The sequence below is a fragment of the Archangium sp. Cb G35 genome (assembly GCF_001896145.1).
Lineage (GTDB): Bacteria > Myxococcota > Myxococcia > Myxococcales > Myxococcaceae > Archangium > Archangium violaceum.
In genome coordinates, this window is the sequence record NZ_MPOI01000002.1 from 66,524 (window position 1) to 92,412 (window position 25,889).

The following is a 25,889-nucleotide window of genomic DNA, read 5'->3' on the forward strand; positions in this document are numbered from 1 at the left end:
CGCGCTCCACCTGTGCTAAACCCCTCCGCCCGATGGGCACGAGCGACGAGCTGACGGCAGCAGATCTGGAGCGGTTGTCACGGGCCGAGGCGCCCGGCTTCGCGGAGGCCGTGCTGGCCTTCCTCGAGCAGCCCGACAAGGCACCCGACCAGCTTCCCCAGGGCGCCCTCTCCTTCGACGGGCTCCTCAGCCTCCTGCACCAGTCCCAGGCCCGCCGCAGCGCCGAGGCCCGCCACACCGGCGCCCGCGAGGCCTGGCAGCGCTACCTCGCCCAGAAGGACGTCCCCCTCCCCGCACGCTTCGCCCTCGCGGACCTCCTCGTCTCCCTCTACGAGCGCAACACCAGCGCCTCCCGCGCCGCCCTCTTCGAGCTCGCCCGCAAGGCAGACCTCCGCTTCGGCCTCTGGGGCGGCCTCAAGCGCATCTATAAGCTCGCCGAGGCCCGCCATGACGCCGAGATGTTCGGCGTCCTCGCCTGGCGCTTCGACACCGAGCGCTCCGAGTCCTACCGCTCCCGCGACGTCTCCCGCGGCACCCTCACCTACCTCCAGCGCCGCGCCTGGCGCTTCCTCCGTCAGCTCGGCCAGTCCGTTCCCGAGCTCTACCCCCAGTTCGCCATCGAGGTCCTCCGCCACTACGAGCCCGATACCTCCTGGCGCTCGTGCTGGGTCCCCCACCACATCTGGGCCCACGAGAACGGCAACTACTCCGCCGACTCCTTCCCCATCGAGCCCCCCAGCGACATGGTGAAGAAGCGCGCCTTCACCGACGCGTGGAAGCGCTCGCCCGATGCGCTCATGCGGCTGCTCGACACCTGCCAGTCGGACCCCGCCGCCCGCTTCGCCATCCAGGGTCTGCGCAAGGACTTCCCCGACACCCTGCGCAGCAACATCACCCCCGCCTGGCTGGACCGGCTCGCCCGCCGCCCGCTCGCCAGCGCCCATGACTTCCTCGTGGAGACCCTCCAGGGCTCCCCCGAGTTCCACCAGGGCAAGCTGCGCGGACTCGGGCTCCACGAGGCCGTGCTCGCCCTGCTCGTCTCCGAGAGCAACAAGGCGCGCACCTACGCCATCGAGTACGCCCGCGCCCACGCCCAGGACCTTCCCCCCGAGCGCCTCGCCGGGCTGCTCGAGGGCGAGCACAACGACGTGAAGGCCTTCGCCGCCGCCGTGCTGGAGAAGCGCAACCCGCGCGAGCTCGGCCCGGACTTCCTCGGCCGGCTGCTCGTCCACAAGCAGACCGCGAAGTTCGCCGCCAAGGCCCTGGAGCAGGGCTTCGACCGCGCCGAGCTCACCCAGAAGTTCCTCTTCGACATGCTCTTCGGCGACGAGGAGCAGATTGAATGGGCCACGAAGTACCTCAAGTCCAAGTACGGCAAGGGCGAGCTGCCCACGTCCTTCTGGAAGGCCCTGCTCGATGACTCGCGGCTGGAGTCCTATGGCAGCGACGTGGAGGAGCTGGCGCTCGAGTCCCTCAAGGCCTTCAAGCCCGCGGACATCGGCGCCGAGTGGCTGCTCGACCGCGCCATCCACCCGAACTTCGGCGACACCCTCTCCGAGTGGCTCTCCGAGGCGGACGCCCTGCCCGGCCTCGACGTGGAGCGCGTGAAGGGACTCGTCTTCAACGCGAAGTACCGCCATGTGGCCATCCAGCTGCTCGGCAACCGCAAGCTCTTCGCGCCCCGGGACGTGGGGATTGCCTGGCTGCTGGCGCTCGCCCGGCGCGCGGACCCCACGCTGCACGACTTCGCCCACCGCTACCTGCTGGAGAACGTGGCGCCCGCCGACTTCAGCGAGTCCGGGGACGCCGCCGCGGGCCTGGAGCGGCTCTTCGAGCTGGCGCTCGGAGCGAAGCAGCCCGCGCCCGTGCGGACGTTCGCCCAGACGTACCTGCGCTGCCACCACCCCGTCATCGGCCCCGAGCAGCCCGAGTCCAAGTCCTACCAGCTCAAGCCCAAGGCGCCTCGCAACGCGTACACCCCCGAGCGGCTGTGGCCGGCCCTGTTCGACGCCCGTGACGACGTGCGCCACTTCGCGCTCGCGGTGACGCGCGTGGAGCTGCGCGCCTGGGGCTGGCACACCCGCGTGTACGAGCTCGCCGAGGCCAACGCCAAGGAAGTGCGCAACCTCGCCTATGACGCCCTGCTCGAGGCGGGCGAGGAGGGCGCCGACAAGCGCCGCACCCTGACGCCCGAGGAGTTGGATCCGGTGAAGGTCTTCACGCTCACCGAGAGCACCAAGCGGTCCACCCGCGAGGTGGCCGTGGAGCTCATCCGCCGCCACTACGCGCGCCTGGGTGGACCCGAGCGGCTCGCGTGGCTGATGGAGAGCGCCGACCGTGAGGTGGGCTTGTTCGCCATCCGGCTGCTCTGGGAGAAGCACCGCCCGCTGCACCTGCCGGAGGGGTGGAAGCCCTCGGGGGCCACGGAGTCTCCGGTGGGTGCCACCGAGCGCTTCGCCAACGTGGAGGCGCTGCGCACCTTCCTGCGCCGCATGCTCTTCGGCCTGCCCCCTGGGCGCTCCAAGGAGGCCCGCGAGGGCAATGTGGCCCGCCGGGTGTCCGCCAGCGAGGCCAAGCGCCGGGTGATTGAACTGGTGCGTGATCTGGGATTGGAAGACGAGAGCTTCGCCCGCGTGGTGACGCCGGTGCTCGGTGAGTTCACCGGCTCGATGGCCAAGGGTGAGTGGCAGAACTGCCTGGCCTCACTGGTCAGGCTGCGCGCGGCGCACCCCGGCGTGGAACTCGGAGGATTCTGACAGCAGGCCGCGTGCCTGAAGTCAGAAGTCCGCCCGGGCCTGGGCGAGGGTGAACTCCGTCTGGGCGGGGACGAAGGTCCCCGTTTTCTCCACGAGCCAAGCGGGAGCACCCTGGGGCAGGTAGAAGTCCTCCTGGAAGGGAGACAACCCCAGGTGGTGCAGGTACTCCGCGAGCATCTCGAAGGTGAAGCGGTCTCGCACCTTGCGCGCCTGGTAGCGCTCCAGCTTCTCGAAGGGCAGGGGCTCACCGGATTGGCCGAAGACCCAGCGGCCTCCATCGTTCATGGCATAGATGGTACGCAGATAGTTGAGCCAATCCGTCTGCCGTGGGCCATACACCTCCAGCGCGACGATGCCGTAGCGCCCTTTGTCCTTCCGGAACGTATGAGGTACCGCGCCCACGCGCATGCCCCGGCATCCCACTACCTGGGCCAGATAGGACATGGCGCTCACGGCATCAGTTCCCCGGTAGCCATTGTCGAAATAGGCCGTCCAGGCACTGCGTGTCGGAATGAAGAGGTGCCGCTGCTTCTCCCCATCGGTCAGAGGCAGCAGGGAGGAGATAACCTGCTCCAGGGAGCCCGCAACCGGTCGTGCATCCACGGTGACGCCATCTGATGCCCACAGCCCGCCCTGCCATGACGAGAAGGCGCGGGCAGCGCGCTCCGCATCAGCCTCCAGAAAGCCCATATCCGAAGTGACAGGCGCCCAGCGGTCTTGCAGAAGCAGCTTGCTCGGGTCTTCGATCATCCACGGAGCCTCTTCCTTCAAGGAACGACCAGGAGGATGACCGTCGCGTCCTGATCGTTGCAGGTGATGCGCGACTGGTTGAGCGACGCTCCGGCCTCCAATGGCCGGAGATCCTCATAGGGCAGACGCCAGAATCAGAAGTCCTCCCGGGCCTGGGCGAGGGTGTACTCCGTCTGAGCGGGGACGAAGGTTCCCGTCTTTTCCACGAGCCACGCGGGAGCGCCCTGGGGCAGGTAAAAGTCCTCCTGGAAGGGAGATAACCCCAGGTGGTACAGGTACTCCGCGAGCATGTCGAAGGTGAAGCGATCCCGCACCTTGCGCGCCAAGTAGCGCTCCCGCTTCTCGAACGGCAAGGGCTCTCCGGACTGGCCGAAGACCCAGTGGCCTCCATCGTTGGAGACATAGAGGGTGCGCAGGTAGTTGAGCCAGTGCGTCTCCTGGGGTCCATACAACTCGAACATCACGGCCCCATAGCGGCCCTTGTCGTCGCGCAAGGTGTGGGGCACAGCAACCACGCGCAGGCCCCGGCAGCCCAGCGTCCGGGCCATATAGGACATGACACTCCCGGCATCGGTCCCACCCCACCCGTTTTCGACGTACCCCGTCCAGGGACTTCGTGTCGGAATGAAGAGGTCTCGCCGCGCCTCTGGACTTGTCAGGGGCAGCAGGGAGGAGAGAACCTGCTCCAAGGAGCCATGAACTGGGCGCACCTCCACGGCGAGACCACGAGGCGCCAGCAGCCCTGCCTGCCATGCCGCGAAGGCACGGGCGGCATGCTCAGCACCGGTCTCCAGAAATCCCATTTCCGAAGTGATGGGCGCCCAGCGGTCATTGAGGAGCAGTCCCTTCATGGTCTTGGTCATCAGCTACACATTGCCCGGCAGGGAACGATCAAGATGATGGTTTCCGCGTCCGGGTCGTTGGACGTGATACGCGACTAATTAGTGGGCTGGAACAGGCCTTCTTGCCTCTTTGGGGGCTAGTCGTCCACAACCCCATCGCACTTGCGTATGCGCGCTCTACCCGCGCGGTAATCGCCTTCTTACGGGCGATCTGCTCCTGTTCCTTCGTGGCGGGATAAAGACTGGCACAACACTAGAACGGCTCTGGGGGTCCAGGAGGAAGTGCTGCAAGCGTGTCTTGAGCCTTCTTGTCCTCCGCTTGTAAGCGAACAACCCATTCATCAACGCCCGTGTTTGGAAGGGGATGCACCGTCCGCGAGAACACCGTCACACGCCCTAACGGCACGCTACCTATCGGCTCAAGGAGTTCTAAGGCTTCCCCCGACTGCTCGGCTTGCGCGATGGTTTCGAGATCCCCGCCCATTGCATCTCGAGGCACCAGGACGCGAAGTCGAATTAAGCGGTCAACTGCCGAGAGTTTGGAGCGCTCGACTCGGATACTCTTCACCATTTCTTTCGGCCTCCTCTTCTGAGCCTCAATGGACGCGCCGGTACGACATGCCCTAACCCACTAAAGATAGTCCACGTCCCCGGTTGTAGCCGCCCATTGCTCGGGCCGTCATACCACAGTTCTCCAACCCGAGGAGCTGCCTACCAAGGATGTAACCACCCCGAGCGGCTACTGCACGGGAGGGCGGGCTCTTGAGGATCCTTAGCTGCACCTCGGCCGTCTGACGGAATCGCGGCACGGTCTTAATACTACTTCGGTCAGTTCGGCCGCTCTCCGAGGAGGATTTCTACCCGGAGTTCCGCAGGGCCCCAGGGGAAGTGACCGGGCAGTATAGTACTAAGAACTCGTTTCAAAGAATGGACCGAAGAGGCGGTGACATGACCTGCCAGCTCAGGGCTCATCTCATAGGTGGCACGTCAATCAGCGCTTTACGCAGTCGCTCTCGGCTTCCTCTTTCTCCAACGCGCGCCTTCCCACGGAGGACTCTTTTATGGGCGCTGCCCGATTGTGCGTGACTCGCATGGTGCTCTTCCGTAGTATCCACTGCGCATTCCTTATTTGTGTTGATGGAGATTGATATGATTATGAGGCTTATTTCTTTTGCGGTGGTGAGTTGTGTCTTGATGTCCAGGGTGGCATTGGCCAGTGATTGTGATGGAACAGCCAAAGTGTGGTTGGCTTCGGAGCAGCGCCCTCTTCCGGAGAATATCTCGGGATTTGAAGCCGTTCCTTCGGTTTATAAGCGCAGCGTTTTCCGAATGCTTAGTCCCGAAGTGAAGAGCCACATGTGGCGTCAGTATCTTTCCAGGTATTTGATCGGACGCCCTGGATTGAGCAAGGAGCAGGCTGAGGTGCTTCGCGAAGCCATTGCAATGGCGACTCCAGAGTTGTTCCGTTCTGGAGTTGATTCGGTAGAACGCTCAAACTCGGTCATGCACACGCGGTTGCAAGATCTGAGTAAGCGGTTTGTTGGACACTTTGGTGAGGATGAGGCTCGTCGGCTGCTCGGTCAATTGGGCGAGGTCGCGACGTCGGATGAGGGCGGTGAGCTGCTCAAATACTACCCTACCGGTTACAGCTGTACTTGTTCCAATTCCTCTGATTGGTGTAGCAGTGGTTATTATTGCGGTGCTGGAGCTGATAACTGTCAAGTTTCGGATAGCGGGTGTGGAACCTTCTGGACCTATAGTTGTGTCGGGCATTGTTTCCCCGGCGTGCTTTGAAAATGGACCAGGGCAGGTAGGCGACATGACCTGCCCGTTCAGTTCGCTTCAGAAATGAGCCTGCGAAAGCAAGGGGGATGCACGAGCCGAGATGCACCTAATTAGTGACCAGGGTCACAGCCCGAAATGGAAGAAAATGTTCAGCGAATCTGCGCGCGTCGTGCTCTGGGATCGTACGCGGCCAGCCATGGATGCAGAGGGAACCGTCGAATAGCCGGACAACGACTTGGGCAAGAGCATCGTTCCATTCACGCAGGCGGCAGCCGCGCTTGCCGCAGCGACACCGCCCATCAAGCGCCCGAGAACGCCTTGATGATGGCGTTGCAGATCTCCTCCATCGCCTCGTCCACATAGGCGTGGTGGCGTCTGTTCAGAGGCCTCGCCGGGTCGAGGACCCCTTGGTACATGTCGAGGTTCGCTTCCTGGAAGGCGGCGGTCTTCACGGGAACCCACAAAATCCTCACCCCTTCCCTCTTGGCGGCCTCAAGCAAGGGGTGCAGTTCATTCCTCGCGATGAAGTCCGAGGCAACGAAGTCGGGTGAGACGAGCAGCACCGCCACCCTGGCTCGTGCCAGGGCTCGCTCGATCTCCTTCCGCCACTCATCGCCAGCCTGGATGCGATCGTCGCTCCAGACATGGACCTTGCCGTTCCGGATACGTGGCTTCAGATGGGTCTGGAGCCGCTCCAGCCACTTCTTGTCCTTCCTGCTGTAGCTGATGAAGACCTGATCACGCGTCGTCGAGAGGTCGCTCTGGGCTCGGGAGGGTGTGAGCGTCTCGGAGACAGGAGGAGTTCCTCGAAGCGCAGCGGGGCTCGAGCGAGCCTGTGCCGGTGAGGCCTGCCCGAGCAAGGTTGCATTCCCCGCCGGCCTGCTCCCCGGGAGCGTGGACGCCAGACCCTGGAGATCTTCCAGGCGCTCCGGCAATCGAGCATGGTCGTCATAGGAGATGACCTGGACGTTATAGTCGCGCAGGTAGCGGTCTCTCGCCTCGCGCCCCGGCTGTTTCATCAGAACGTAGTGGCGAGGGGCAGCAGAGTTGAACACTTCGGCATTCCACCTCAGCACCAGATCGAGATCGAGCGGGTCATTCATCCCATAGCCGATGAACAGGAAGGTGTACTCCTGAATCAGATGGCTCAGCACTGCCTGATACGAGCGCTCCGCTCGCGCTTGGCGATACTCCGTCTCCGTCATGACCACGGTGTCGGCACGCTCGGCTGTCCCATGGATCTTGAACAGGACAGGCCGGTCGGACTTCAGGTCATTGAGGGCTTGCGTAGACTCCTTCCAGGTATAGACATGCCTGCGAGGGCTCTCCCGCCCCTCCTCAATGAGGCCATCATAATTGGTCGTCAGGATGGCACGAACTCCGAGACGCCCCATGGCCTGATGCACAGCACCCGGCGCCAGGTTTCTCGGACGGAAGACATCATTGAGCGCATCCTGATAATCGCGAGTGAGTGCCGCTCGCAAGGAGCCCAGCTCCGCGAGCATCACCTCGAGAGACAGGTCGCGCTCAAACACACGCTTCTTTGCTTCGATGAGGGACGCATCGGCCGCCCCGTAGCGATGGCAGGCCTCGAGCAGCCGCAGCGGGAGGTCCTTCCAGGCGGGAAAGCCACCTCCAACATCGCGACCCATCGAGGCTCCCGAACCGACGAACAGCGCGAGTTTCCTGGTGCGACAGGCTTCGATCAGGGGGGGTGGAAACTCGTCATTCATGGGAGCAGACACCTGGGTTGGATGTGTGGTCATGGAAACAGGAGGCTGTTGCGGCGCGTCTTCCAAGAACCAGTCCTTGAAGAGAGTGCCCTCGATATACCTGTGGCCTGTCTCCTCTTTGAGATGAAGCAGCCCATGATAGTCCAAGGTCATGAGCCCATCGGCGATGACTATGCCCGGGCCCACATGCGCGCGAAGCGCTTTCCGGTCAAGCGATTCGGGCTCGACCTTCGCCAGAGCCGCATAGCAGGCACGTCCGGCCTCCCCCAGATCCCGATGCCACACCTTGAACTCACTGGCGTGGTCACGGACGAACCGCTCGCCCGCCCGGTGAACCTTCTCCATCGAGAACGGCCGTGGCTCGTCGAAGAGCTTCTCGAGCAGCCCCTGCAGGACATAGGCATGTCTCCCGGTGCTACGCAGGAGCTCCGCTTCCACAGTCGCCTCTAGCCCCTCTGGAAACCCGAAGGCCACCAGCTCGCGCGCTTCCGCCACCATTAGGGCCCGAGTGAATTGCTTGTGCAGGTTATTCAACGGACTGCCCGCACCAATCAACTTCCCCATCTCGGAACAACCCGAGGCCACGACACGGAAGTAGGCCTTGTAACGTGACACGGTGAGGAAATTCCGGAGGTTCTGGAAGCACTCGTCATCCGGAAGGTATTTGAGCGCCGCATCCAGCTCGTCAATCAGCAGAACGACGAGCCATCCGGGTCCGTGCTTCCGCTCCATCCACGGCTGCAGCTCGTCGAGCCGCGACAGGAACTCATCGTAGGTCTGCCCGGGGGGTGGACTGGTCCAACCGGGAACCTCGAGCCCCTCGGAGACGAGCGCGTAGAGGCGGCTGAAGAAGTCGAACGGGGAACGGGGGACGACCGCCTGGATGTCGAGAAAGCGTGGCAGAACCTGGAACGGCACGGCCTCGCTGCGGTGCAGCTCTTCCTGGAGCCGCAAGAGAAGGGAGGTCTTTCCACACCGCCGCCCGCCGAGGAGGGCGTAGGACTTCCCGTCCCCCAGGCCACGAAGAATCTCCCGCAGCAGTTCCTCGTAGCCGACGAAGAGCCTGCCCGGAGCCGCGCAGTCGTAGGGGTTCGAACGTGCGGACTCGCGCGTGGGACTCATTCATACTCCTCCTGGTTGACCCACTGAGACAGCAGCCGTGCCGCGATCATGAGCATCCCCCCTTCATTCCTCCGGATGAGCCCATAGAGTTCGATCTGCGTCAGCGCCTCCTTGAGTGGATCAGGAAGCGCGGTCTCCTGAAGTCCAGACTCCTGGCTGGCGATGAGCAGGAGGGCCTCGCGCTCATCCTCTCGCAGCTCCTGCCAGATGGACTCCTTGTAGTATTGCCCTATCCTGTGCTTCGGGAAGTTGGACTGTATTGCCCGGGTGACGTCCCGCACCTTGTCGAGAGTGACCCAACGGCTTCGTCCACCCTCACAAGCGTCAGAGGCCAGGATGCGGGTGAGGAAGGGGTGTCCTCCACAATAGGCATGGAGCTCCTCGAGCGCCGCCGGCTCCCAGCGGATATCCCTCCATGCGCCGATCTTCTCCACCATGGCCCGGGTCTCCGCGGCGCTGAGCGCTCCCAGGAAGTACTCCTGAAAGGACATGAACATCGGGTTCTCCCCCACGGACGGCATCAGCACGTTCTGCCGGTTGACCTCGGCCCGATAGGTGGTGACGAGCACCGACAGGCAGTTGCTCTCCTGGGCGAGGGCTCGCAACGGCCTGAGCAGTTGCACGTACTCCGCCAGGATTCGAGCACTGTTCTCCCGGCGCCGATCCACGAAGAACTTGTCGATCTCGTCCAACAGCACGAAGAAGGGACTGGCTCTTCCAGACCGCACCCAGTGCTGATGGAGTTCCAGAACGCTCTCGTGGAAGTCCCTGGCGGAAGAGACCTTCCTGGGCGGGGGAAGCTCCTGGAGGCGCAAGCGCTCAAGTTCCATGCGGAGCTTCGCGAGAATGCGCTGGAGATAGTCAATCGCCACCGGCTCGTAGGATTGGCAGTCAATCTCCACGACGGGCGTATCCTGCGCGCGGTTGCGGAGCTGCTTGAGCAACGAGGTCTTACCCACCTTGCGGAGACCGAAGAGCCCGACGTGCTGACCTTGCTTCAAGGCCATGGCGAGCCGGTCCAGGAGATCCACCCGCCCGTGGAACCAAGCGGGGTCGTCCACGGGTTTCGCTTCGTCATAGGGATCCACGCGTGTCGCGAAGCGGTCCTCTGCCTCACGGAGGACGGAAGCGCTCGTTCCCTCGGAGAGCGCGATGGCGAGGGTAGGCGTGGAGAGGAGGATGACGTCACAGGAGAGCTTGTTCCGGAGCTGGTCCCGTGCACCTTCCGGGACATGGTCCGCATAAAGGACGTAGATGGTGGACGGGCTCTTCAGGGGAACGAAGGTCCGCTCCTCCTGCCAGAGCAGGGCATAAGCCCTTCGCTCCTTGTGCTCCGAGGAGAGGGAGAGCAGGTTCCGAGAGATGCGCTCGGCACGAGTGAAGCCCGCGTTGGAAAAGAAACGCTGAGCCACCCGCATGGGATTGAGACGATGCGCACGGAACAGGACGATGGAAACGGCCACCAAGTACAACACCGTGGTCACGATGAACCAGACGGCCTTGTTCTCGAAACGGTCCCAGACTTGGCAGAGAGGCCTGGGCTCAATGAAGGGAACAGGAAACGTGTCGTCGCGAGAAAGCGCACTCCTTTGCAATTCCGCCTGATAGCATGTCAGGGCATACACAGGAGCCGTCTTGGAGTCGAATCAGACTGCGGCCAGAGCGTCTCCATCTTGAGAAGCGGAGTAGAGAAGACGATCAGGAAGGTATGTCAGCCATACGTTCCCTGGCAGGGCGAGGGAGGTCCGCTCCAGGTTACCGCTGGTGGCGTCCCAGAGCTTGACCGTGTTGTCCGTATTGCCCGAGGCCAGCGTCCTTCCGTCCGGGCTCCAGGCCACAGAAATGACCCAGGAGGCATGTCCGGAGAGGGTGCGCAGCAGGTTGCCGCTGGTGGCGTCCCAGAGCTTGACCGTACTGTCCCCACTGCCCGAAGCCAGCGTTCTTCCATCCGGACTCCACGCCACAGACCAGACTTTGTCGGCATGTCCGGAGAGGGTACGCAGCAGGTTGCCGCTGGTGGCGTCCCAGAGCTTGACTGTGTTGTCCCCACTGCCAGCAGCCAGCGTCCTTCCGTCCGGGCTCCAGGCCACAGAAATGACCCAGGAGGCATGTCCAGAGAGGGTGCGCAGCAGGTTGCCGCTGGTGGCGTCCCAGAGCTTGACTGTGTTGTCCTCACTGCCAGCAGCCAGCGTCCTTCCATCCGGGCTCCACGCCACGGACCAGACATCTTCGACATGCCCAGAGAAGGTGCGCAGCAGGTTACCGCTGGTGGCGTCCCAGAGCTTGACCGTGTTGTCCCAACTGCCCGAGGCCAGCGTCCTTCCATCCGGGCTCCACGCCACGGACCTGACACCTTCGACATGCCCAGAGAGGGTGCGCAGCAGGTTGCCGCTGGTGGCGTCCCAGAGCTTGACTGTGTTGTCCCCACTGCCCGAGGCCAGCGTCCTTCCATCCGGGCTCCACGCCACGAGACCGACCCAGGATGCATGTCCGGAGAGGGTGCGCAGCAGGTTACCGCTGGTGGCGTCCCAGAGCTTGACCGTGTTGTCCTCACTGCCCGAGGCCAGCGTCCTCCCATCCGGGCTCCACGCCACAGAACTGACCCTGGAGACATGTCCGGAGAGGGTGCGCAGCAGGTTGCCGCTGGTGGCGTCCCAAAGCTTGACCGTGCTGTCCCCACTGCCCGAGGCCAGCGTCCTTCCATCCGAGTTCCACGCCACGGACCAGACATCTTCGGCATGTCCGGAGAGGGTGCGCAGCAGGTTACCGCTGGTGGCGTCCCAGAGCTTGACCGTGTTGTCCTCACTGCCCGAGGCCAGCGTCCTTCCATCCGGGCTCCACGCCACGGACCTGACACCTTCGGCATGTCCGGAGAGGGTGCGCAGCAGGTTACCGCTGGTGGCGTCCCAGAGCTTGACCGTGTTGTCCCAACTGCCCGAGGCCAGCGTCCTTCCATCCGGGCTCCACGCCACGGACCTGACCCAGGAGGCATGTCCGGAGAGGGTGCGCAGCAGGTTACCGCTGGTGGCGTCCCAGAGCTTGACTGTGTTGTCCCCACCGTCCGAGGCCAGCGTCCTTCCATCCGGGCTCCACGCCACAGAACTGACCCAGGAGGCATGTCCGGAGAGGGTGCGCAGCAGGTTGCCGCTGGTGGCGTCCCAGAGCTTGACCGTGCCCCTATCTCCCAAGGCCAGCGTCCTTCCATCCGGGCTCCACGCCACGGATATGACATGTCCGGAGAGGGTGCGCAGCAGGTTACCGCTGGTGGCGTCCCAGAGCTTGACCGTGTTGTCCTCACTGCCCGAGGCCAGCGTCCTTCCATCCGGGCTCCACGCCACGGACCTGACACCTTCGACATGCCCAGAGAGGGTGCGCAGCAGGTTACCGCTGGTGGCGTCCCAGAGCTTGACCGTGCTGTCCCCACTGCCCGAGGCCAGCGTCCTTCCATCCGGGCTCCACGCCACGGATATGACACCTTCGGCATGTCCTGTCCGGAGGAAGATCTCGGGTTTTATGGGCGAAGGCGCATCCCGCGACAGGTACTGCACCATCAGGAGGCCCATTGCGACCATGGCGACAATAGTCACAACCACGATACGTACAGCCAGCTTCCAAAGATGGGACATGGTGTGCCTGGAGGAATCGGCCTGAAGCCCTCAACCCGTTAGCGTGTATGTTGTCCGTGGGCATCGAGCCACCCAGTACGTCGTCCGGTCCATGAAAAACCGCCTCCCGGGCTCACTTCAGGAGACCTCCACTGATACCTGCTCAGAAATGCTCTCGGGCCTGGGCGAGGGTGAACTCCTTCTGGGCAGGGACGAAGGTTCCCGTCTTCTCCACGAGCCACGCGGGAGCGCCCTGGGGCAAGTAGAAGTCCTCCTGGAAGGGGGACAGCCCCAGGTGGCGCAAGTACTCCTCGAGCATCTCGAAGGTGAAGCGGTCTCGTACCTTGCGCGCCTGGTAGCGCTCCAGCTTCTCGAAGGGCAGGGGCTCACCGGACTGGCCGAAGACCCACTTGCCTCCATCGTTGGAGACATAGAGGGTGCGCAGGTAGTTGAGCCAGTGAGTCTGCTGGGGTCCGTACAGCTCGAACATCACGGCCCCATAGCGGCCCTTGTCGCCACGCAAGGTGTGAGGCACCGCGACCACGCGCATGCCCCGGCAGCCCAACCTCCGGGCCATAGCGGGCATTGCACTCCCCGCATCAGTTCCGCCCCATCCACTTTCGACGTACGCCGTCCAGGGGCTGCGTGTCGGCAAAAAAAGGTGCCGCCGCGTTTCGGGACTGGTCATGGGCAGAAGAGCGGAGAGGGCCTGCTCCAGGGAGCCGGAGACCGGACGCACCCCCACTGCAATGCCACGGGGCGCCTGCAGACCGCCGTGCCAGGCCGTGAAGGCACGAGCTGCGTGCTCCGCATCGGTCTCCAGAAATCCCATTTCCGAAGTGATCGGCGCCCAGCGATCATCCAGGAGCAATCCCTTCATGTTCTCGGTCATCCGGTGAGCCTTGCCCATCAGGGCACAATGAGGAGGATGGTCTCCGCGTTCGGGTCATTGGACGCAATACGCGACTGATGGCCTGGGCCACGCCCCGACGTGGGAGTGTCGTACTCCACATGGTAGCGGCGGCCGTTATAGTCGAACTGCAGGTCCGGCCGGTTGATTCCGACACGCTGGCTGTTGCGCAGTGTGATCTGCTGCTGGTTCACCCGGATGTTCGTGGCGCCGACGTCCTGCAGATACTGGATGTCCGCCTGGATCTGCGCATTCTGGGAGGCGCTGGAACTGATGGGCCGGTTCGGCGACAACTCCCGAGGCACATGGGGGCTGGCCGCGACATCTTGAGGCAAGCGTGGGACAGAGGCTACTCGTGACGTCGGATTGCCACCCGAGAGCGCCTGGACCAGTCCCGGCGATGGCGCGGGTGAGCCCGGTACCGGCGCGGGCGCTGCTGGGACGGGAACAGGTTCCGGAGCAGGTGGAGCGGCTTGTGGCGCGGAGGGTTGCGATGCTGGGGCCCTGCCACTCACCCCCTCCTGTCTGGGCTGTGGACGAGGCGCTGGCTCCGTGCCCACCCGCAGCACTCGGGAGAAGACGCCCTGAAGCACCTTCGTGCCCGTCAGGGTCAACAACAGCACCTTCAGCTCTCGCTGGGTCGTCTGCGCCAGGTGCTCTCGCACCTCGAGCATCGTCCGGGCGATGCGCGGGGTAGTGGCCGGTGAGAAGAGCGTGGGCACGATGAGCGCGCCCCCCGCTCCCCGGTACCACGCGTACCCCAGCTGTCCTGCCTCCGCTCCCCTGGCCTCCAGGTCCGCCAGGGCGCTGTCCCGGTCCGGGTAGATGAACGCGCCGAGCGGCTCGGCGCTCGTCACTCCCAGATCGACCTGCGATTCCGGGACGAGCACCGGCAGCGCCAACCCCTCGCAGTAGAGGAGATAGCCTCCCTCGGTGAGCCCGAAGCCCACCGCCGTCACTCGCCGCTCGACGAAGTCCCGATGCGCGCGTGGGTCGGCGAGCCGCTCGGAGCCCCGGGGCAGTTGGACACCGCCTCGGCGCAGCGCCTCCGCCCGTTGAGGCGTGACAGCCTCGAAGTCAACCTCGACGCTCCGAGCCCCTGCGCTCACCGTCCCCGGCAAGCCCCCAGCAGTGCTCTGCCCGTACCATCGCGGAACGCCGGAGGGGCGTTGCGCGGCGCATCCCGTGAGAAACAACAGGAGCGCAAGCCTGCTCAACCGATGGAGCCAACCGGCGGTGGGTCGCACCAGGCCACGATGCCGGACAGGCGTGGAAACCTGAAGGATGAGCGAGGTACAGCGTCCCCATGCGCCTACCCATCGTCTGGCCCCTCCTGCTCGCCCTGCTGGCCTTCCCCACCCCTGGCCTCGCCGACATCGCGCCCAGTCCGCTCGCCGGCCTGTCCGAGCCACGCCCCATGGATGCCAAGGCCGCCCAGGGCATCTCCATGAAGCACGAAACGGTCACCCTCGAGCTTCACGACGCCTACGTCCTCATCGACGTCACCTTCACCATGGCCAACCCGGGCCCGCCCAAGGAGCTGCAAGTGGGATTCCCGGGCAGGGATGTGCGCCTGGATGACCTGCAGGAGTACGCCGCCCATGAGCCCCTGGAAGGCTTCTCCGTCTGGGTCGAAGGCCAGGCCGTCACCAGCGAGGCCCGGGAAGTCGAGCGCGCCATTCCCTCATGGCCACCGGGCTCGGGCCGCACCAGACCCCATCGCGAGACATGGCATGTCTTCACCACCCGCTTCGCCCAGGGGGACACGAAAATCCGGGTGCGCTACGGGGTCGTGTCCACTCCCTATTCCGGCCAGAGCGCGCGTCCGGGAGAGCAGCTCATCGACGGCCGGCGGGTCTGGTACATCCTCGAAACGGGCGGGCTCTGGGCCGGACCCATCGGGGAGATCGTCGTCCGAATCCTGGCCCGGGGTGGTGTCAAACCCGAGAGCATCCGCGTCCGCACCCAGGCCCGGAATACCCGCTGGAAGGTTCCGAAGCCGGACAAGGAGGGAATCACGCTCCGCTGCAAACGGCTCGACGCCACCCGGTCGGACAACCTGCAGATTCTCTACAGCCCGGATCCCCAGCGCATCCCGCGGACGAAATCCCTCTTGGACACCAGGCCAGCAACCCGGCTGCTTCGCGAGGCCCTGGGCGAGCAGGACGGACACCTGGAATAGCACGGGCAGTGTGTTCACCTGTGCTAAACCCCTCCGTCCGGAGGATTCTGACGGATGGCTTCACTCTCCATCGGCCACTACGAGAAGGTCCGCGCCCTCGCGGCCACCCCGCGCCTGCTGCTCGCCGGCGGCTCCCGTGCCGCCGCCAACAGCCGCCTCACCGCCTACGAGCCCTCCACCAACAAGGTGGCCTGGACCGTGGACCTGCCCGCCGCCGTCCTCGGGCTCGCCCACGCCGGAGACAATTGGGTCGCCGCCTGCGCGGATGGCACCGTGCGCATCGGCGCGCTCGGCGATGGCTCCGTCCAGCGCGAGCTCAAGGACGCCCACCGCGGCCCCTGCACCGCCCTCGCCCTCAGCTCCGATGGCTCCCGCGCCTTCACCGTGGGCCTCGATGGTTTCCTCCGCGCCTGGGAGCTCGCCAAGGGCAAGCGCGTCCATGAGTGGCAGGCCTCGTCCCAGCCCCTGCGCGCCGTCGCCGTGGACCCCTCCGGCACCTACGCCGCCTGTGGCGGTGACGACTCGGTGGTGCGCTCCTTCACGCTCGCCAACGGCGCCCGCCGTGACATGCCCGGCCACGAGGGTGCCGTGCGCGCGCTCGCCTTCACCCCGCGCGATGGACGCCTCGTCTCCGCCGGAGATGATGGCAAGCTGCGCATCTGGTACCTCGTCGGCGCCGTCGAGCACGAGGTCCGCGGCGACAAGGACTCCGGCCACACCGGCGCCGTGACCGCCCTCCTCTTCCCGCCCACGCCCACTCCCGAGCGCGGCGAGGAGGCCTCCGACCGCATCTTCTCCTCCGGCGACGACGGCAAGGTGAAGGCGTGGCGCCTGGACGAGCGCCGTAAGCCGCGCACGCTCGACTGCGGCAGCAAGCCCGTGTACGCCCTCGCCTTCGCTCCGCCCGTCAGCGCGCGCCAGGCCAAGGTGCAGCTCGGCTTCGTCTACGCCGGCGGCGAGGACCGCACGGTGCGCCGCTTCGAGCTGGACACCGAGGGCAAGCCCGGCAACGACACCGTCTCCTTCTCCCACGGCTTCGACCTGCTCGAGGAGTCTCGCAAGGGCAACCGGCCCAAGCGCGAGGCCTCCGTCCGCGAGGCCGCCGCCCTCGAGGAGCCCGAGGCCCTCGACTTCGTCCTCGCGATGCTCTCCTCGGACCGCGAGTACGAGGTGCGCAAGCTCGCCGCCGAGGAGCTGGGCCGGCTCGGCCGCACCGGCGCCCGCGTGAAGCTGCGTGAGCGCCTCGACGACGAGCACCCGGCGGTCCGCGCCGCCGCGCTGGAGTCGCTCGCCACGCTGGAGAAGGAGTCCCCGCTCGCCGCCCCGCGCGCCGCGCTCGACTCGCGCTACCCGGACACCCGCATCGCCGGACTGCGCAGGCTCGCCACGCTCGGTGGCACCTCGCCCCTGGTGCCGGGCCTCATCTCCAGCAAGCTGACGGACTCGGATGCCTCCGTCTCGACGACAGCGCTGGATGCCCTGGAGCAGGTGTTCCCCAAGGACAGCACCGAGCCCCTCAAGACGGCCTTCGAGCGCGGCACCTCCCACCTGCGCGCCGAGGTGCTCATCCGCGCCGCCGGTGCCGGCTGGCTGGGCTCGCCCCAGTTGCAGCCCCTGGCGGCCCGCGCCCTCGATGACTCGGACGCCGACGTGCGCCGCGTGGCCTTCACCGTGCGCGTGCTGGAGCGCCGCCCGCTCGCCCACGTGCTGGAGGAGAAGGACGAGGACTTCGCCCGCGCCGCCCTGGACGTCGCGCGCCGCCTCGCCCGCAAGCCCCGTCCCACCGATGACGAGGCCCGTGCCGCCCGCGCCGCCCTGCCCGGCACCGGCAAGGCCGGCGAGCCTCTCGCCGAGGCCAGCCTGGAGCCGCTGCTCGCCGCCATGGCCTGCCGCACTCCCGATACCGCCGTGCGTGGCGCGCGCGGCCTCGCGCAGCTCGGGGATGCCCGCGCGCTCGGCGCGCTGCTCCAGCTCTCCCGCGAGCCCGATGCCGCCATCCGCCGTCAGGCCGCCGAGGCCCTCCGCGCCCTCCAGGACGCCCGCGCCCGCGAGCGCCTCGTGTGGATGCTGGACGACGAGAACGCCGACGTGCGCGCCACCGCCCTCGACGCCGTGGTGACGCTCGACACCGAGGCCCCCCTCTCCACCGCCGAGGCCGCCCTCCGCTCCTCCTTCGAGGACGTGCGCGTCCGCGGCCTCGACCGGCTCGTGAAGCTCCCGGGCAAGCGCTCCGAGGCCGCCGTGCACCTGCTCGGCGATGCGCTCGAGGACGAGTCCGCCAAGGTGCGTGACGAAGCCTTCCGCACCCTCTGGGCCTGGAACGAGAAGAATCCCCAGGAGGCCCTGGAGCGCGCGCTCGCCGGCCGCTTCCCCGACCTGCGCCGCCGCGCCGTGGACGAGCTCGCCGCCCGCATCAAGGAAGGCTGGGCCCTGGAGCGGCTCAAGAAGGTGGTGGGAGACCGTGACGCCAACGTGGCCCAGGCCGCCTACGAGGCCTGGGTGAAGCACGTGGGCAAGGAGCAGGCCGAGCCGCACCTGGCCGCCTTCGACACCGCCCACGCCCCGCTGCGCGCCCTGGCCGCGAAGAACGCCGCCCAGGCTCCCGCCGAGGCCGTGCGCTCGGCCCTCCTCAAGCTGCTGCTCGCCGAGGAGCCCCCCGTCTACATCGCCGCCCTCGAGGCGCTCGACAAGCTCATCAAGAACGAGAACGGCCCCCTGCTCGCGGGCCTCGGCTCCGGTGAGCTGCCCCTCAAGGTGCGCGCCGCCGAGCTGCTCGCCGCCCGCGGCGCCGAGGACATCATCGAGCCGATGCGCAACCTCCTCACCGACAAGGAGCTTCAGCGCATCTACCCGCCGGCCTTCCTCGAGCCGTTGCGCCACCGCGCCGCGAGCGCCCTGGCCACCCTCGGCTCCCGCCGGCTGCTGTCCTTCTTCGCCACCACGCTCCTCAAGGACGAGGCCAGCGGGGTGCGCGAGCAGGGTGCCCGCGGGCTCGCCACCGCCAGCCGCCGGGGTGACGAGGGTTACCTGCTCGACGCGCTCGGGCACGCGGACGTCGCCGTGCGCTCCTGGGCCGCGGATGGTCTGTCCCGCCTCGGCGACATCCGCGCCCTGCCCGTCCTCACCGGCAACCTGCGCCACGAGCACCAGCCCATCCGCATCGGCGCCATCCTCTCCTTCGCCGCGCTCGGCCCGGACGGTGACAGCGGCCTGCTGCACGGCCTGGAAGACCGTGCCCGCGAGGTGCAGGAGACCGTCTTCGCCATCGTGCTCGCCCGGGATTTGCGCGCCTCGCGCCGGGGTGAGCCGCCCGACCTGCTCACCAGCGCCCTCTCCAGCGGCCGGCCCGAGGTGCGTTACGCCGCCGCCCGCGCCCTCGAGCTGCGCACGGAGACGGAGGCCTCCCACGCCCACCTCGTCGAGGTGCTCCAGCCGCCCCGCCCCGAGAAGGCCGGCGACATGAAGGACTGGCCCGCCGAGGCCGAGCGCGCCCGCGCCATGGTGGGGCTCGCCGAGGCGCTCGCCAGTGACCTGCCCGAGCAGCGCTACGCCGCCGCCCAGGTGCTCCAACTGCGCCACAAGCCGCTCGACTACTTCCGCGAGGCCGCCAAGGTGGCCCGCCCGCGCTCGCTGGAAGCGCCGTGGAAGCCCGAGACGTCGCCCCAGGCCCAGGCCCGGCCCGTGGAGGAGAAGCCCGCGCGCAACTGGCTGCGCCGCCTCTTCTCCACCGCCACCGGCAAGGCCGCCACCGCCGAGCCCTCGCCCGAGGCGCTCGTCTCCGCCGAGAAGCAGCACCTGCGCCGGCTCGCCTTCGGCGCCTACGTGGGCCTGCTGCGCCAGGTGTCCTCCGGTGACGACGAGGGCCACCGCGTGCGCCGCGACGCCGTGGACCGCGTGGTGAAGCTCACCCAGGAGGGCCATGCCGGCACGCCCGCCGCCGTGGCCGCCCTGCTGCGCGCCCTCGAGGATCCGCACCAGCTCGTGCGCAAGGCGGCCCTCGCCGGCCTCAAGGAGCTGTACCCCGCTGGCTCCGATGAGCCGCTGGCGCTCGCCCTGGCCTCGCTCTCCGCGGACGTGGCCCGCGCCGCGCTGGACGAGCTCGCCGCCCGCGGGGAGTCCGCCAAGGGCCGCCTCACCGCCGCGCTCAACTCGCCCCTGTCCGACGTGCGCAAGTACGCCTTCGAGCTGCTGGAGCGCCTCAGCCCTCCGGGCAGCCTGGAGCCCCTGCTGGCCGCGCTCGGCAGCGAGCACGCGGACCTGCGCGTCGGCGTCATCGAGCGGCTCGCCGGTGCCAATGATTCGCGCGTCACCGAGGCCCTCGGCCGCGCCGCCGGCAGCGAGCACGAGGACCTGCGCCTGCGCGCCGCCGAGCTGCTCGCCTGGCGCCAGGATGACCGCGCCGTGGAGGTGCTCGCCGCCTTCCTGCGCTCGGAGAACGCCTCGGTGGTGAAGCGCGCCCAGGAGGCCCTGGCCCGGCTCGGCTCGGTGGCCGCCGTGGGAGCCCTGGCCGCACGGCTGCGCACCGCCCCGGAACTGCATGAGCGCCTCGCCCTCGTGAAGGCCCTGGGCCACACCCGCAGGCCCGAGGCCGTGGATGCCCTCGCGCGGCAGCTCGACGACGAGGCCGCCACCGTGCGCTACGCCTGCGTGGGCGCCGCCATGGACGTGGCCACCCCGCCCCGGAAGGACGAGAAGGACGAGAAGGAAGAGAAGAAGCGCGACATGGCCCTGGCGATGCGCTTCCTCCGCGCGGCCGTGCGCAGCGCGGACCCGAGTGTGCGCAAGGCCGCCGCCACCGAGCTGGCCCAGGGCGACGACGTGGGCCAGGACGAGCTGCTCGCCGGCCTCTTCGCGGACCGCGACGTGACGGTGCGCATGGAGTCGGTGGCCGGCTACGCCTCGCGCGTCATCCACAAGGGCGCGAAGGTGGAGCCGCTGGAGGAGGTGCTGCGCGGCGGTGCTCGCGAGCTGATGCTCCCCGCCGCCGAGGGCGTGGCCTCCCGTGGCCGCACGAGCGCCCTGCGCCCGCTGCTGCTGTACGTGCGCGCGGGCGAGGAGGGAGAGCGCGAGCGGGCGCTGCTGGCCCTGGGCACGCTGGGAGACGCGCGCGCCCTGTCCGAGCTGGAGCAGGTGGCCGCCGGTGGCACGCCCGAGGCTCCCGTGGAGGAGAGCATGGTGGCCGCGGCCCTCGAGGGCATGGGCCGGCTCGCCCCGAAGCTGCCCGAGGGCGAGGATCGCCGCCGCGTCGAGGAGAAGGTGGAGCTCGCCGCCATGGAGGGCCGCTCCACCGAGCAACGGCAGGCCGGCGTCCGGGGCCTGCGCTTCATCGGCGGCGAGCGCGCCCGCTCCCGGCTGGAGACGCTGCTGGCCGACGACGACGTCGACAACACGGTGCGCCTCACCGCGGCCCAGGAGCTGGGCAAGCTCGGGGACACCGCCGCCGAGCTCACCCTGGCCAAGGCCCTGGACAACTGGGACGACGAGCTGCGCGCCGCGGCTCGCAAGGCGCTCGACGCCCTGTTCCCCAAGGAGCGCATCCGGGTGGAGTTCCTCGCCGTGGCCAGCGAGCAGGAGGACATCTCCGAGCCCGCCGCCAGCTACCTCGCCACCGAGGCGGACCCCATGCAGTTGCTCCCGCGTCTGGCCACGCTGGACAAGGAGGAGCTGCGCCAGCGGTTGCGCCGGGGACTCGTGCGGCGTGCGTCGCTGCCCGCCGGAGCCCTGGCGATGCTGCTCGGTCACGAGAAGCCCTCCGCGCGTGAAGAGGCCGCGTGGCTGGTGGGCGCGCGCACCGGTGAGCAGGACGCCTCGCGCGCCTGGTCCGCCGAGGACCGCGCCGTCCTGGGCCGCGCCATCGCCACCGCCGAGCGCCGCACCGCTTCCGAGTGGGCCTCCACGCCCGCGCCCAAGCGTGAGCCCCTGGAGACCGCCTGGGAGCATCTGCTGTGGGCGGGCTCGTGCCTGGGCGTGAGCGAGCTGGCCAAGGCGGGCAAGGACATCCTCCAGGGTGGAGAGGCCAAGGCCCCGGCCGGGGTTCGCCTCGAAACGGCCCGGGCATTGGGCCGGCTGAACGCGGCTCCCGAGGCCCTGCGTGCCGCGCTGTCGGACCCGGACGCCGAGGTGCGCGAGGCCGCCACCTCCGCCCTGGCCCGCATCGCCCCCGAGCGCGCCGCCGAGTGGGCCCTGGCGGTGCAGCCGTTCGACCCGGTGGCCACGGGCCCCGCCGGTGGAACGGTGCGCAGCCCGAAGCAGCTCGCCACCTCCGAGGCGCGCCGCATGGCCCTGCCCTCGGTACTGGCCGGCAAGGAGCTGGAGCCGCTGCGCCCGCTGGCCACCCACAAGGACGAGCAGGTGCGGCAGGATGGCTGGGCCGCGCTGGGACGCCTGGGCGGCACCGAGGCCGCGGAAGTGCTGCGCGGCCAGGCCTTCGACAAGTCTCAATCCGTGGAGCTGCGGAAGGCCGCCTACCGCGCCCACAAACGTGCACTCCGCGCCGCCGAGCGCGCCCGGAAGGAAGGGAGCCCGTCGTGAGCACCGCCACCCACCACGCCGTCGAGCTGCGCTACGTCACCACGAGTGACGTGGACGCCGGCGCCAATGCCTCGCACGTCCAGCTGGCCCTGGAGGGCTCCCGCGGCACCGTGGGCGTGCGCGGCAAGGTGCGCGAGCCCGCCCTCTTCCGCGATGCGCTCGCCGCCACGCTCGGCATCCTCGCCAGCGACTTGCGCTACCGGGGCAAGGATCGCACCGCGTACCTCGCGTACCTGATGAAGCAGGGCAAGCGCGCCACGGCTCAAATCTGGGAGGCGCAGAAGGCCTTCCTGGAGCAGTCGCTGGAAGGAGAGAAGAAGGCGGACGCGGTGCTGGACCCTGTCCTCACCGTGGACCCGGACCAGGTGTCGCTGGAGGTGTTTTCCCGCGACGAGAGCGCCTATGCGCGCCTGTCCTTCGACAACTCGCTCTTCGAGGGCCGCGAGGCCGCGCACGGATCCACCTTCCTGGACGTGCCGGCGGATCTGCTGGCCAAGGTGGACCGGCTGCGCACCTACGTGCCGGTGTCGCTGGAGGCCCACGTCGCCCTGCCCGCGCGCGGCGCCGAGTCCCGTGCCCCGCGCAACGTGGAGGTGCCGCACGCGTGGTTGCGCGGCTTCCTCCAGGTACAGTCCGCCGCCACGCTGCCCGCGAGCACCTGCACGCTGGCGCCGATCGACCTGTACAACGTGCTCTTCGCGCTGCGCACCCGGAAGGCGAAGAAGGCCCCGCGCGCCCTGCGCTTCGAGCTCGTCCCCGGCATGCAGCCGAGGCTCGTGATTGAGCCTTGGGAGCTGGTGCTGGAGTGCCACGGGCCGAAGTACCAGGGCAGCACGCCCGCGGTGGTGCGTACCTTCGGACGGCAGCGGCTGGCGGCGCTCGCGCGGCTGTTGCCCCATGCGCAGGGCGTGCGCGTGCAGATGCTCGGGCCCGGCCTGCCGGTGTTCTGGGTGATTGACCTGGGCCCGGCGACGCTGACGCTGGCGCTCACCGGGTGGACGGAGAGCGGCTGGTCCAGCGCCGCGGCCTTCGATGCGCTCATGCCTCGCGAGGTGCCGGACGGGCTCGCGGAGAAGCTGCGCAACCGGCTCCGCAAGGAGGGCCCGCTGAGCTTCGAGACCCTGGCCTCGGGGACGGATGCGCCGAAGGACGCGGTGCGCGGGGCGCTGCAGCTCGAGTGCCTGCGCGGGCGCGTGCTGTATGACATCGCCAAGGGGACGTACCGGCCGCGCGAGCTGCTCTCGACGCCGGTGGACGAGGCCGTCATCCGCTACGGCAACGAGCGCGAGGAGCGGGCACACCGGCTGCTGGGCGACGGTGGCCCGGGCGCGGGCGAGGTGAAGCTCACCAAGGTGCACGACGTGGTGGGCGTGGGCACGCGGCTGAGCGGCGAGGTGGTGGATCGCGAGGCGGTGCGCAGCTTCTTCCCCAGCTTCATGTTGGACCTGGAGGGCCGGGTGCGCGAGGCGAGCTGCGGCTGCCCGCACTACCGGCGCTCGGGGCTGCGCGAGGGCCCATGCGAGCACATGATCGCCCTGCGGCTGGCATACGCGCGGCAGAGGGCGCAGGAGGAGGCGCTGCGGCAGACGCCGAAGGGACGGGCGCAGATCCGCGCGGAGACGCGCTCGTACGTGCGGCGCGACGAGGCGGGCCAGGAGCAGGTGTACCGGGTGTCGCTGGACGGCAAGCTGGTGTCGGTGGAGTGGGGCCCGCGTCTGGGCGATCAGCGCCACCAGCGGCTGTGGTTCGACACGGACGGCGAGGCCCGCTCGGCCTACTTCGCGCGCCTGGAGTCGCTGGCCTCCGAGGGCTTCATCGACTCGGTGGGCGGGTCGGTGTAGCACTGCCGACGAAGAGTCCCCGCGCACCACCTCTCGCGAGGCACCGCGAGCCGCTCTCGGAAGACGCGAGCGGCTCGAGACCCTCCGAGTCGAAAAGGGGGCGCCGCTGCTTCGTACTCAGGTCGAGCACGGCCAGCGCGTTCCCCGCGGCCTCGCGCCCGACCACGATCGCATGCGGCCCGGCCCACAGAATCGGCACCTCATACGACGAGTAGAGGTCATCGACCGTGGGCGGGGCCCGGAGCGCCTCGCGCATCCACTGCGGGAATTCTCCCGGATGCTCCTCCCATCTGCCGCGCTCGAGCGTCATGATGACTGGCGCTCTGCCACGCTCGGCTTGGACACCGAGCACGTCACCCGCGAAGCACAGGTGCGTGAACCCGAACGTCAGGCCCGCGCCGCTGCGGAGTACCTCCTGCACCTCGCCCGTGTCGACGTCGATGACGACGATGACCACGGCATCGTCATGCCCATACCCTTGGGAGTTCCCGTTGACGAAGCTCGGCGTGACGAGCGCGAGGGCGACCCGCCCCGGTGCGCCGGCCATGGCCGTGCAGAGCCCCGGCAGCTCGAAGAGCTCCCTGCCCTCGATCGAGATGGCCGACCTGCCTCGCCGCCACCATGCCGTAACAAGGCGCTCGCCCGCGAATGCACCAAAGGCTCGCGGCGTCGGCTCCGTGACGACGCGCTCGAAGCCGCGGTAGGCCGCGTCAGCGCTGGCACGCGCCCCAACGAGCGCACGTGCGAGGACATCGACGAGGCGCCGCCGCTGATACGGGCTGCGCTCATCGAGTTCCGCAGTGCCGACACCCCGAGCACCGTGGAGGAGGAGTTCGGTGCCCTCCCGAGACCCGATGGACAGCAGCTCCGTCTCTACTCCGACGCGCCGCACGCTCTCGCTCGGCGCCGCGCGCACGCAGAATACGGAACGAGGTACACCGGGTTCGAGCGAGACCGGTACGTCGAGCCAGCGCGCCACCTTGCGCACGAACGCGGCCCCAACCTCCGCATTGGCGGCATCGAGGGTGCCGTCGTCCACCCACACTCCACCGTCGAGCACGTACCGTGTGCCGAGCGGATGCTCCTCCACCGCGAATGTCACCCCCAGCGGCGGCATCGTGTCGAGCGCGGGACGCACGAACGATGACACACGCGCGGACGGCACTTCTTCGCCCTTGATCAACGCGCCTGAGACATCAACCCAGTCCGAAACCCAGTCCGAATTGCCGAGCCGCTCGAGCAGCTCATCGAAGCCATCGGAGAGGGAGCGCTCGAGCGCCTCGTGGACGGAGGGCGGCACGTCGACGTACCGGATTCCGGGCCTGAGATGCTCCTCGGCGATTTCGACACCGTGGAAGCTCGGACCATCCATCGTGTAACCCGACAGCACGACCTCTCCTGTTGGCGCGGCCTGCACGATCGCCATCGCAACGCCGTCATAGAGCGACACGTGCAGGGCCTCGCACCGAAGAGCGCGTGCGAGAATGCCGAGCCGATGCTCACCCGAAGGCCTCGGCTCCGCGAGCAATTCGAACGGCGCGGTCTCGACGACGGTCCAGCCGCCCTGACCGGCCCCGATCGCCAGGGCCCACCGGTCGGAGGTCGCGCCCGTCCCGTATTGCATCCGGTCCCAGGTCTCGCGCTTGCGTCGCACGTAGGGCGTCGCTACGAGTCCCTCTTCCAGGCAGAGGTCGCGGATGGCGCGCTCGAGTGCATCGAGGTTGCGGGTCCGGAAGAACGTCGCATGTCCCCATTTGCTCATGGGCGCCTTCTACATCCACCCCTGCCAACGCCCAACCACAGCTCTGGCCGGAAAGACGCCGTTTATTGAC

The 25,889-nt window shown here is 67.8% G+C and carries 13 protein-coding genes; 5 read left to right on the top strand and 8 right to left on the bottom strand.

The annotated features are described in order from the left end of the window. Positions 1-32: 32 nt before the first annotated feature. Positions 33-2,756, top strand: a complete 2,724-nt coding sequence (locus BO221_RS06755; RefSeq protein WP_073559557.1) for a hypothetical protein — start codon at positions 33-35, stop codon at positions 2,754-2,756. 21 nt (positions 2,757-2,777) lie between these two features. Here BO221_RS06755 and BO221_RS06760 read toward each other — a convergent pair whose 3' ends face one another. Beyond that, the gene (locus BO221_RS06760) at positions 2,778-3,506 is read right to left on the bottom strand and encodes a hypothetical protein (protein WP_073559558.1); all 729 of its coding nucleotides are present in this window, start codon (positions 3,504-3,506) and stop codon (positions 2,778-2,780) included. A 134-nt stretch (positions 3,507-3,640) separates the two neighbouring features. Continuing rightward, the gene (locus BO221_RS06765; protein WP_073559559.1) at positions 3,641-4,063 is read right to left on the bottom strand and encodes a hypothetical protein; all 423 of its coding nucleotides are present in this window, start codon (positions 4,061-4,063) and stop codon (positions 3,641-3,643) included. A gap of 1,434 nt (positions 4,064-5,497) precedes the next feature. Between BO221_RS06765 and BO221_RS53495 the strand changes: the two genes are divergently transcribed. Then, complete coding sequence (locus BO221_RS53495; protein ID WP_158079795.1) at positions 5,498-6,142, top strand: bacteriocin fulvocin C-related protein; 645 nt, start codon at positions 5,498-5,500, stop codon at positions 6,140-6,142. A gap of 290 nt (positions 6,143-6,432) precedes the next feature. Here the strand turns inward: BO221_RS53495 and BO221_RS06775 are convergent, their stop codons facing one another. The 5 genes from BO221_RS06775 to BO221_RS06795 form a co-directional block, all read right to left on the bottom strand. Beyond that, positions 6,433-8,988 carry an SIR2 family protein gene (locus tag BO221_RS06775; protein ID WP_073559561.1) on the bottom strand — a complete coding sequence of 852 codons (2,556 nt, stop codon included), beginning with the start codon at positions 8,986-8,988 and terminating at the stop codon, positions 6,433-6,435. Further along, positions 8,985-10,472, bottom strand: coding sequence for an AAA-like domain-containing protein (locus BO221_RS06780; protein ID WP_073559562.1), 1,488 nt, complete (start codon positions 10,470-10,472; stop codon positions 8,985-8,987). Before BO221_RS06780 ends, BO221_RS06775 begins: the two co-directional genes overlap by 4 nt. 162 nt (positions 10,473-10,634) lie before the next feature. Continuing rightward, positions 10,635-12,614, bottom strand: coding sequence for a WD40 repeat domain-containing protein (locus BO221_RS06785; protein ID WP_083680803.1), 1,980 nt, complete (start codon positions 12,612-12,614; stop codon positions 10,635-10,637). A 142-nt stretch (positions 12,615-12,756) separates the two neighbouring features. Continuing rightward, on the bottom strand, positions 12,757-13,170 hold the full coding sequence (locus tag BO221_RS06790) for a hypothetical protein (RefSeq protein WP_143195312.1): 414 nt from the start codon (positions 13,168-13,170) through the stop codon (positions 12,757-12,759). A gap of 332 nt (positions 13,171-13,502) precedes the next feature. Beyond that, positions 13,503-14,612, bottom strand: coding sequence for a hypothetical protein (locus BO221_RS06795; protein ID WP_143195313.1), 1,110 nt, complete (start codon positions 14,610-14,612; stop codon positions 13,503-13,505). A gap of 197 nt (positions 14,613-14,809) precedes the next feature. Between BO221_RS06795 and BO221_RS06800 the strand changes: the two genes are divergently transcribed. The 3 genes from BO221_RS06800 to BO221_RS06810 are packed head-to-tail and all read left to right on the top strand — an operon-like array spanning position 14,810 to position 24,057. Next, entirely contained in the window at positions 14,810-15,685 is an 876-nt protein-coding gene (locus BO221_RS06800) for a hypothetical protein (RefSeq protein WP_073559566.1), read from the top strand. 54 nt (positions 15,686-15,739) lie between these two features. Beyond that, positions 15,740-22,216 carry a HEAT repeat domain-containing protein gene (locus BO221_RS06805; RefSeq protein WP_073559567.1) on the top strand — a complete coding sequence of 2,159 codons (6,477 nt, stop codon included), beginning with the start codon at positions 15,740-15,742 and terminating at the stop codon, positions 22,214-22,216. Continuing rightward, the gene (locus BO221_RS06810; RefSeq protein ID WP_073559568.1) at positions 22,213-24,057 is read left to right on the top strand and encodes a hypothetical protein; all 1,845 of its coding nucleotides are present in this window, start codon (positions 22,213-22,215) and stop codon (positions 24,055-24,057) included. The genes BO221_RS06805 and BO221_RS06810 overlap by 4 nt, the downstream gene beginning before the upstream one ends. Here BO221_RS06810 and BO221_RS06815 read toward each other — a convergent pair. Further along, the gene (locus tag BO221_RS06815) at positions 24,029-25,819 is read right to left on the bottom strand and encodes a hypothetical protein (protein WP_073559569.1); all 1,791 of its coding nucleotides are present in this window, start codon (positions 25,817-25,819) and stop codon (positions 24,029-24,031) included. The genes BO221_RS06810 and BO221_RS06815 overlap by 29 nt on opposite strands. Between the last annotated feature and the right edge of the window lie 70 nt (positions 25,820-25,889).

Bases quoted from the DNA above. Each gene is read 5' to 3' on its own strand.
- BO221_RS06755 (WP_073559557.1), top strand. From the start codon at position 33: ATGGGCACGAGCGACGAGCTGACGGCAGCAGATCTGGAGCGGTTGTCA.
- BO221_RS06765 (WP_073559559.1), bottom strand. From the start codon at position 4,063: ATGTCCTATATGGCCCGGACGCTGGGCTGCCGGGGCCTGCGCGTGGTT.
- BO221_RS06800 (WP_073559566.1), top strand. From the start codon at position 14,810: ATGCGCCTACCCATCGTCTGGCCCCTCCTGCTCGCCCTGCTGGCCTTC.
- BO221_RS06790 (WP_143195312.1), bottom strand. From the start codon at position 13,170: ATGGCCCGGAGGTTGGGCTGCCGGGGCATGCGCGTGGTCGCGGTGCCT.
- BO221_RS53495 (WP_158079795.1), top strand. From the start codon at position 5,498: ATGATTATGAGGCTTATTTCTTTTGCGGTGGTGAGTTGTGTCTTGATG.
- BO221_RS06805 (WP_073559567.1), top strand. From the start codon at position 15,740: ATGGCTTCACTCTCCATCGGCCACTACGAGAAGGTCCGCGCCCTCGCG.
- BO221_RS06775 (WP_073559561.1), bottom strand. From the start codon at position 8,988: ATGAGTCCCACGCGCGAGTCCGCACGTTCGAACCCCTACGACTGCGCG.
- BO221_RS06785 (WP_083680803.1), bottom strand. From the start codon at position 12,614: ATGTCCCATCTTTGGAAGCTGGCTGTACGTATCGTGGTTGTGACTATT.
- BO221_RS06815 (WP_073559569.1), bottom strand. From the start codon at position 25,819: ATGAGCAAATGGGGACATGCGACGTTCTTCCGGACCCGCAACCTCGAT.
- BO221_RS06760 (WP_073559558.1), bottom strand. From the start codon at position 3,506: ATGATCGAAGACCCGAGCAAGCTGCTTCTGCAAGACCGCTGGGCGCCT.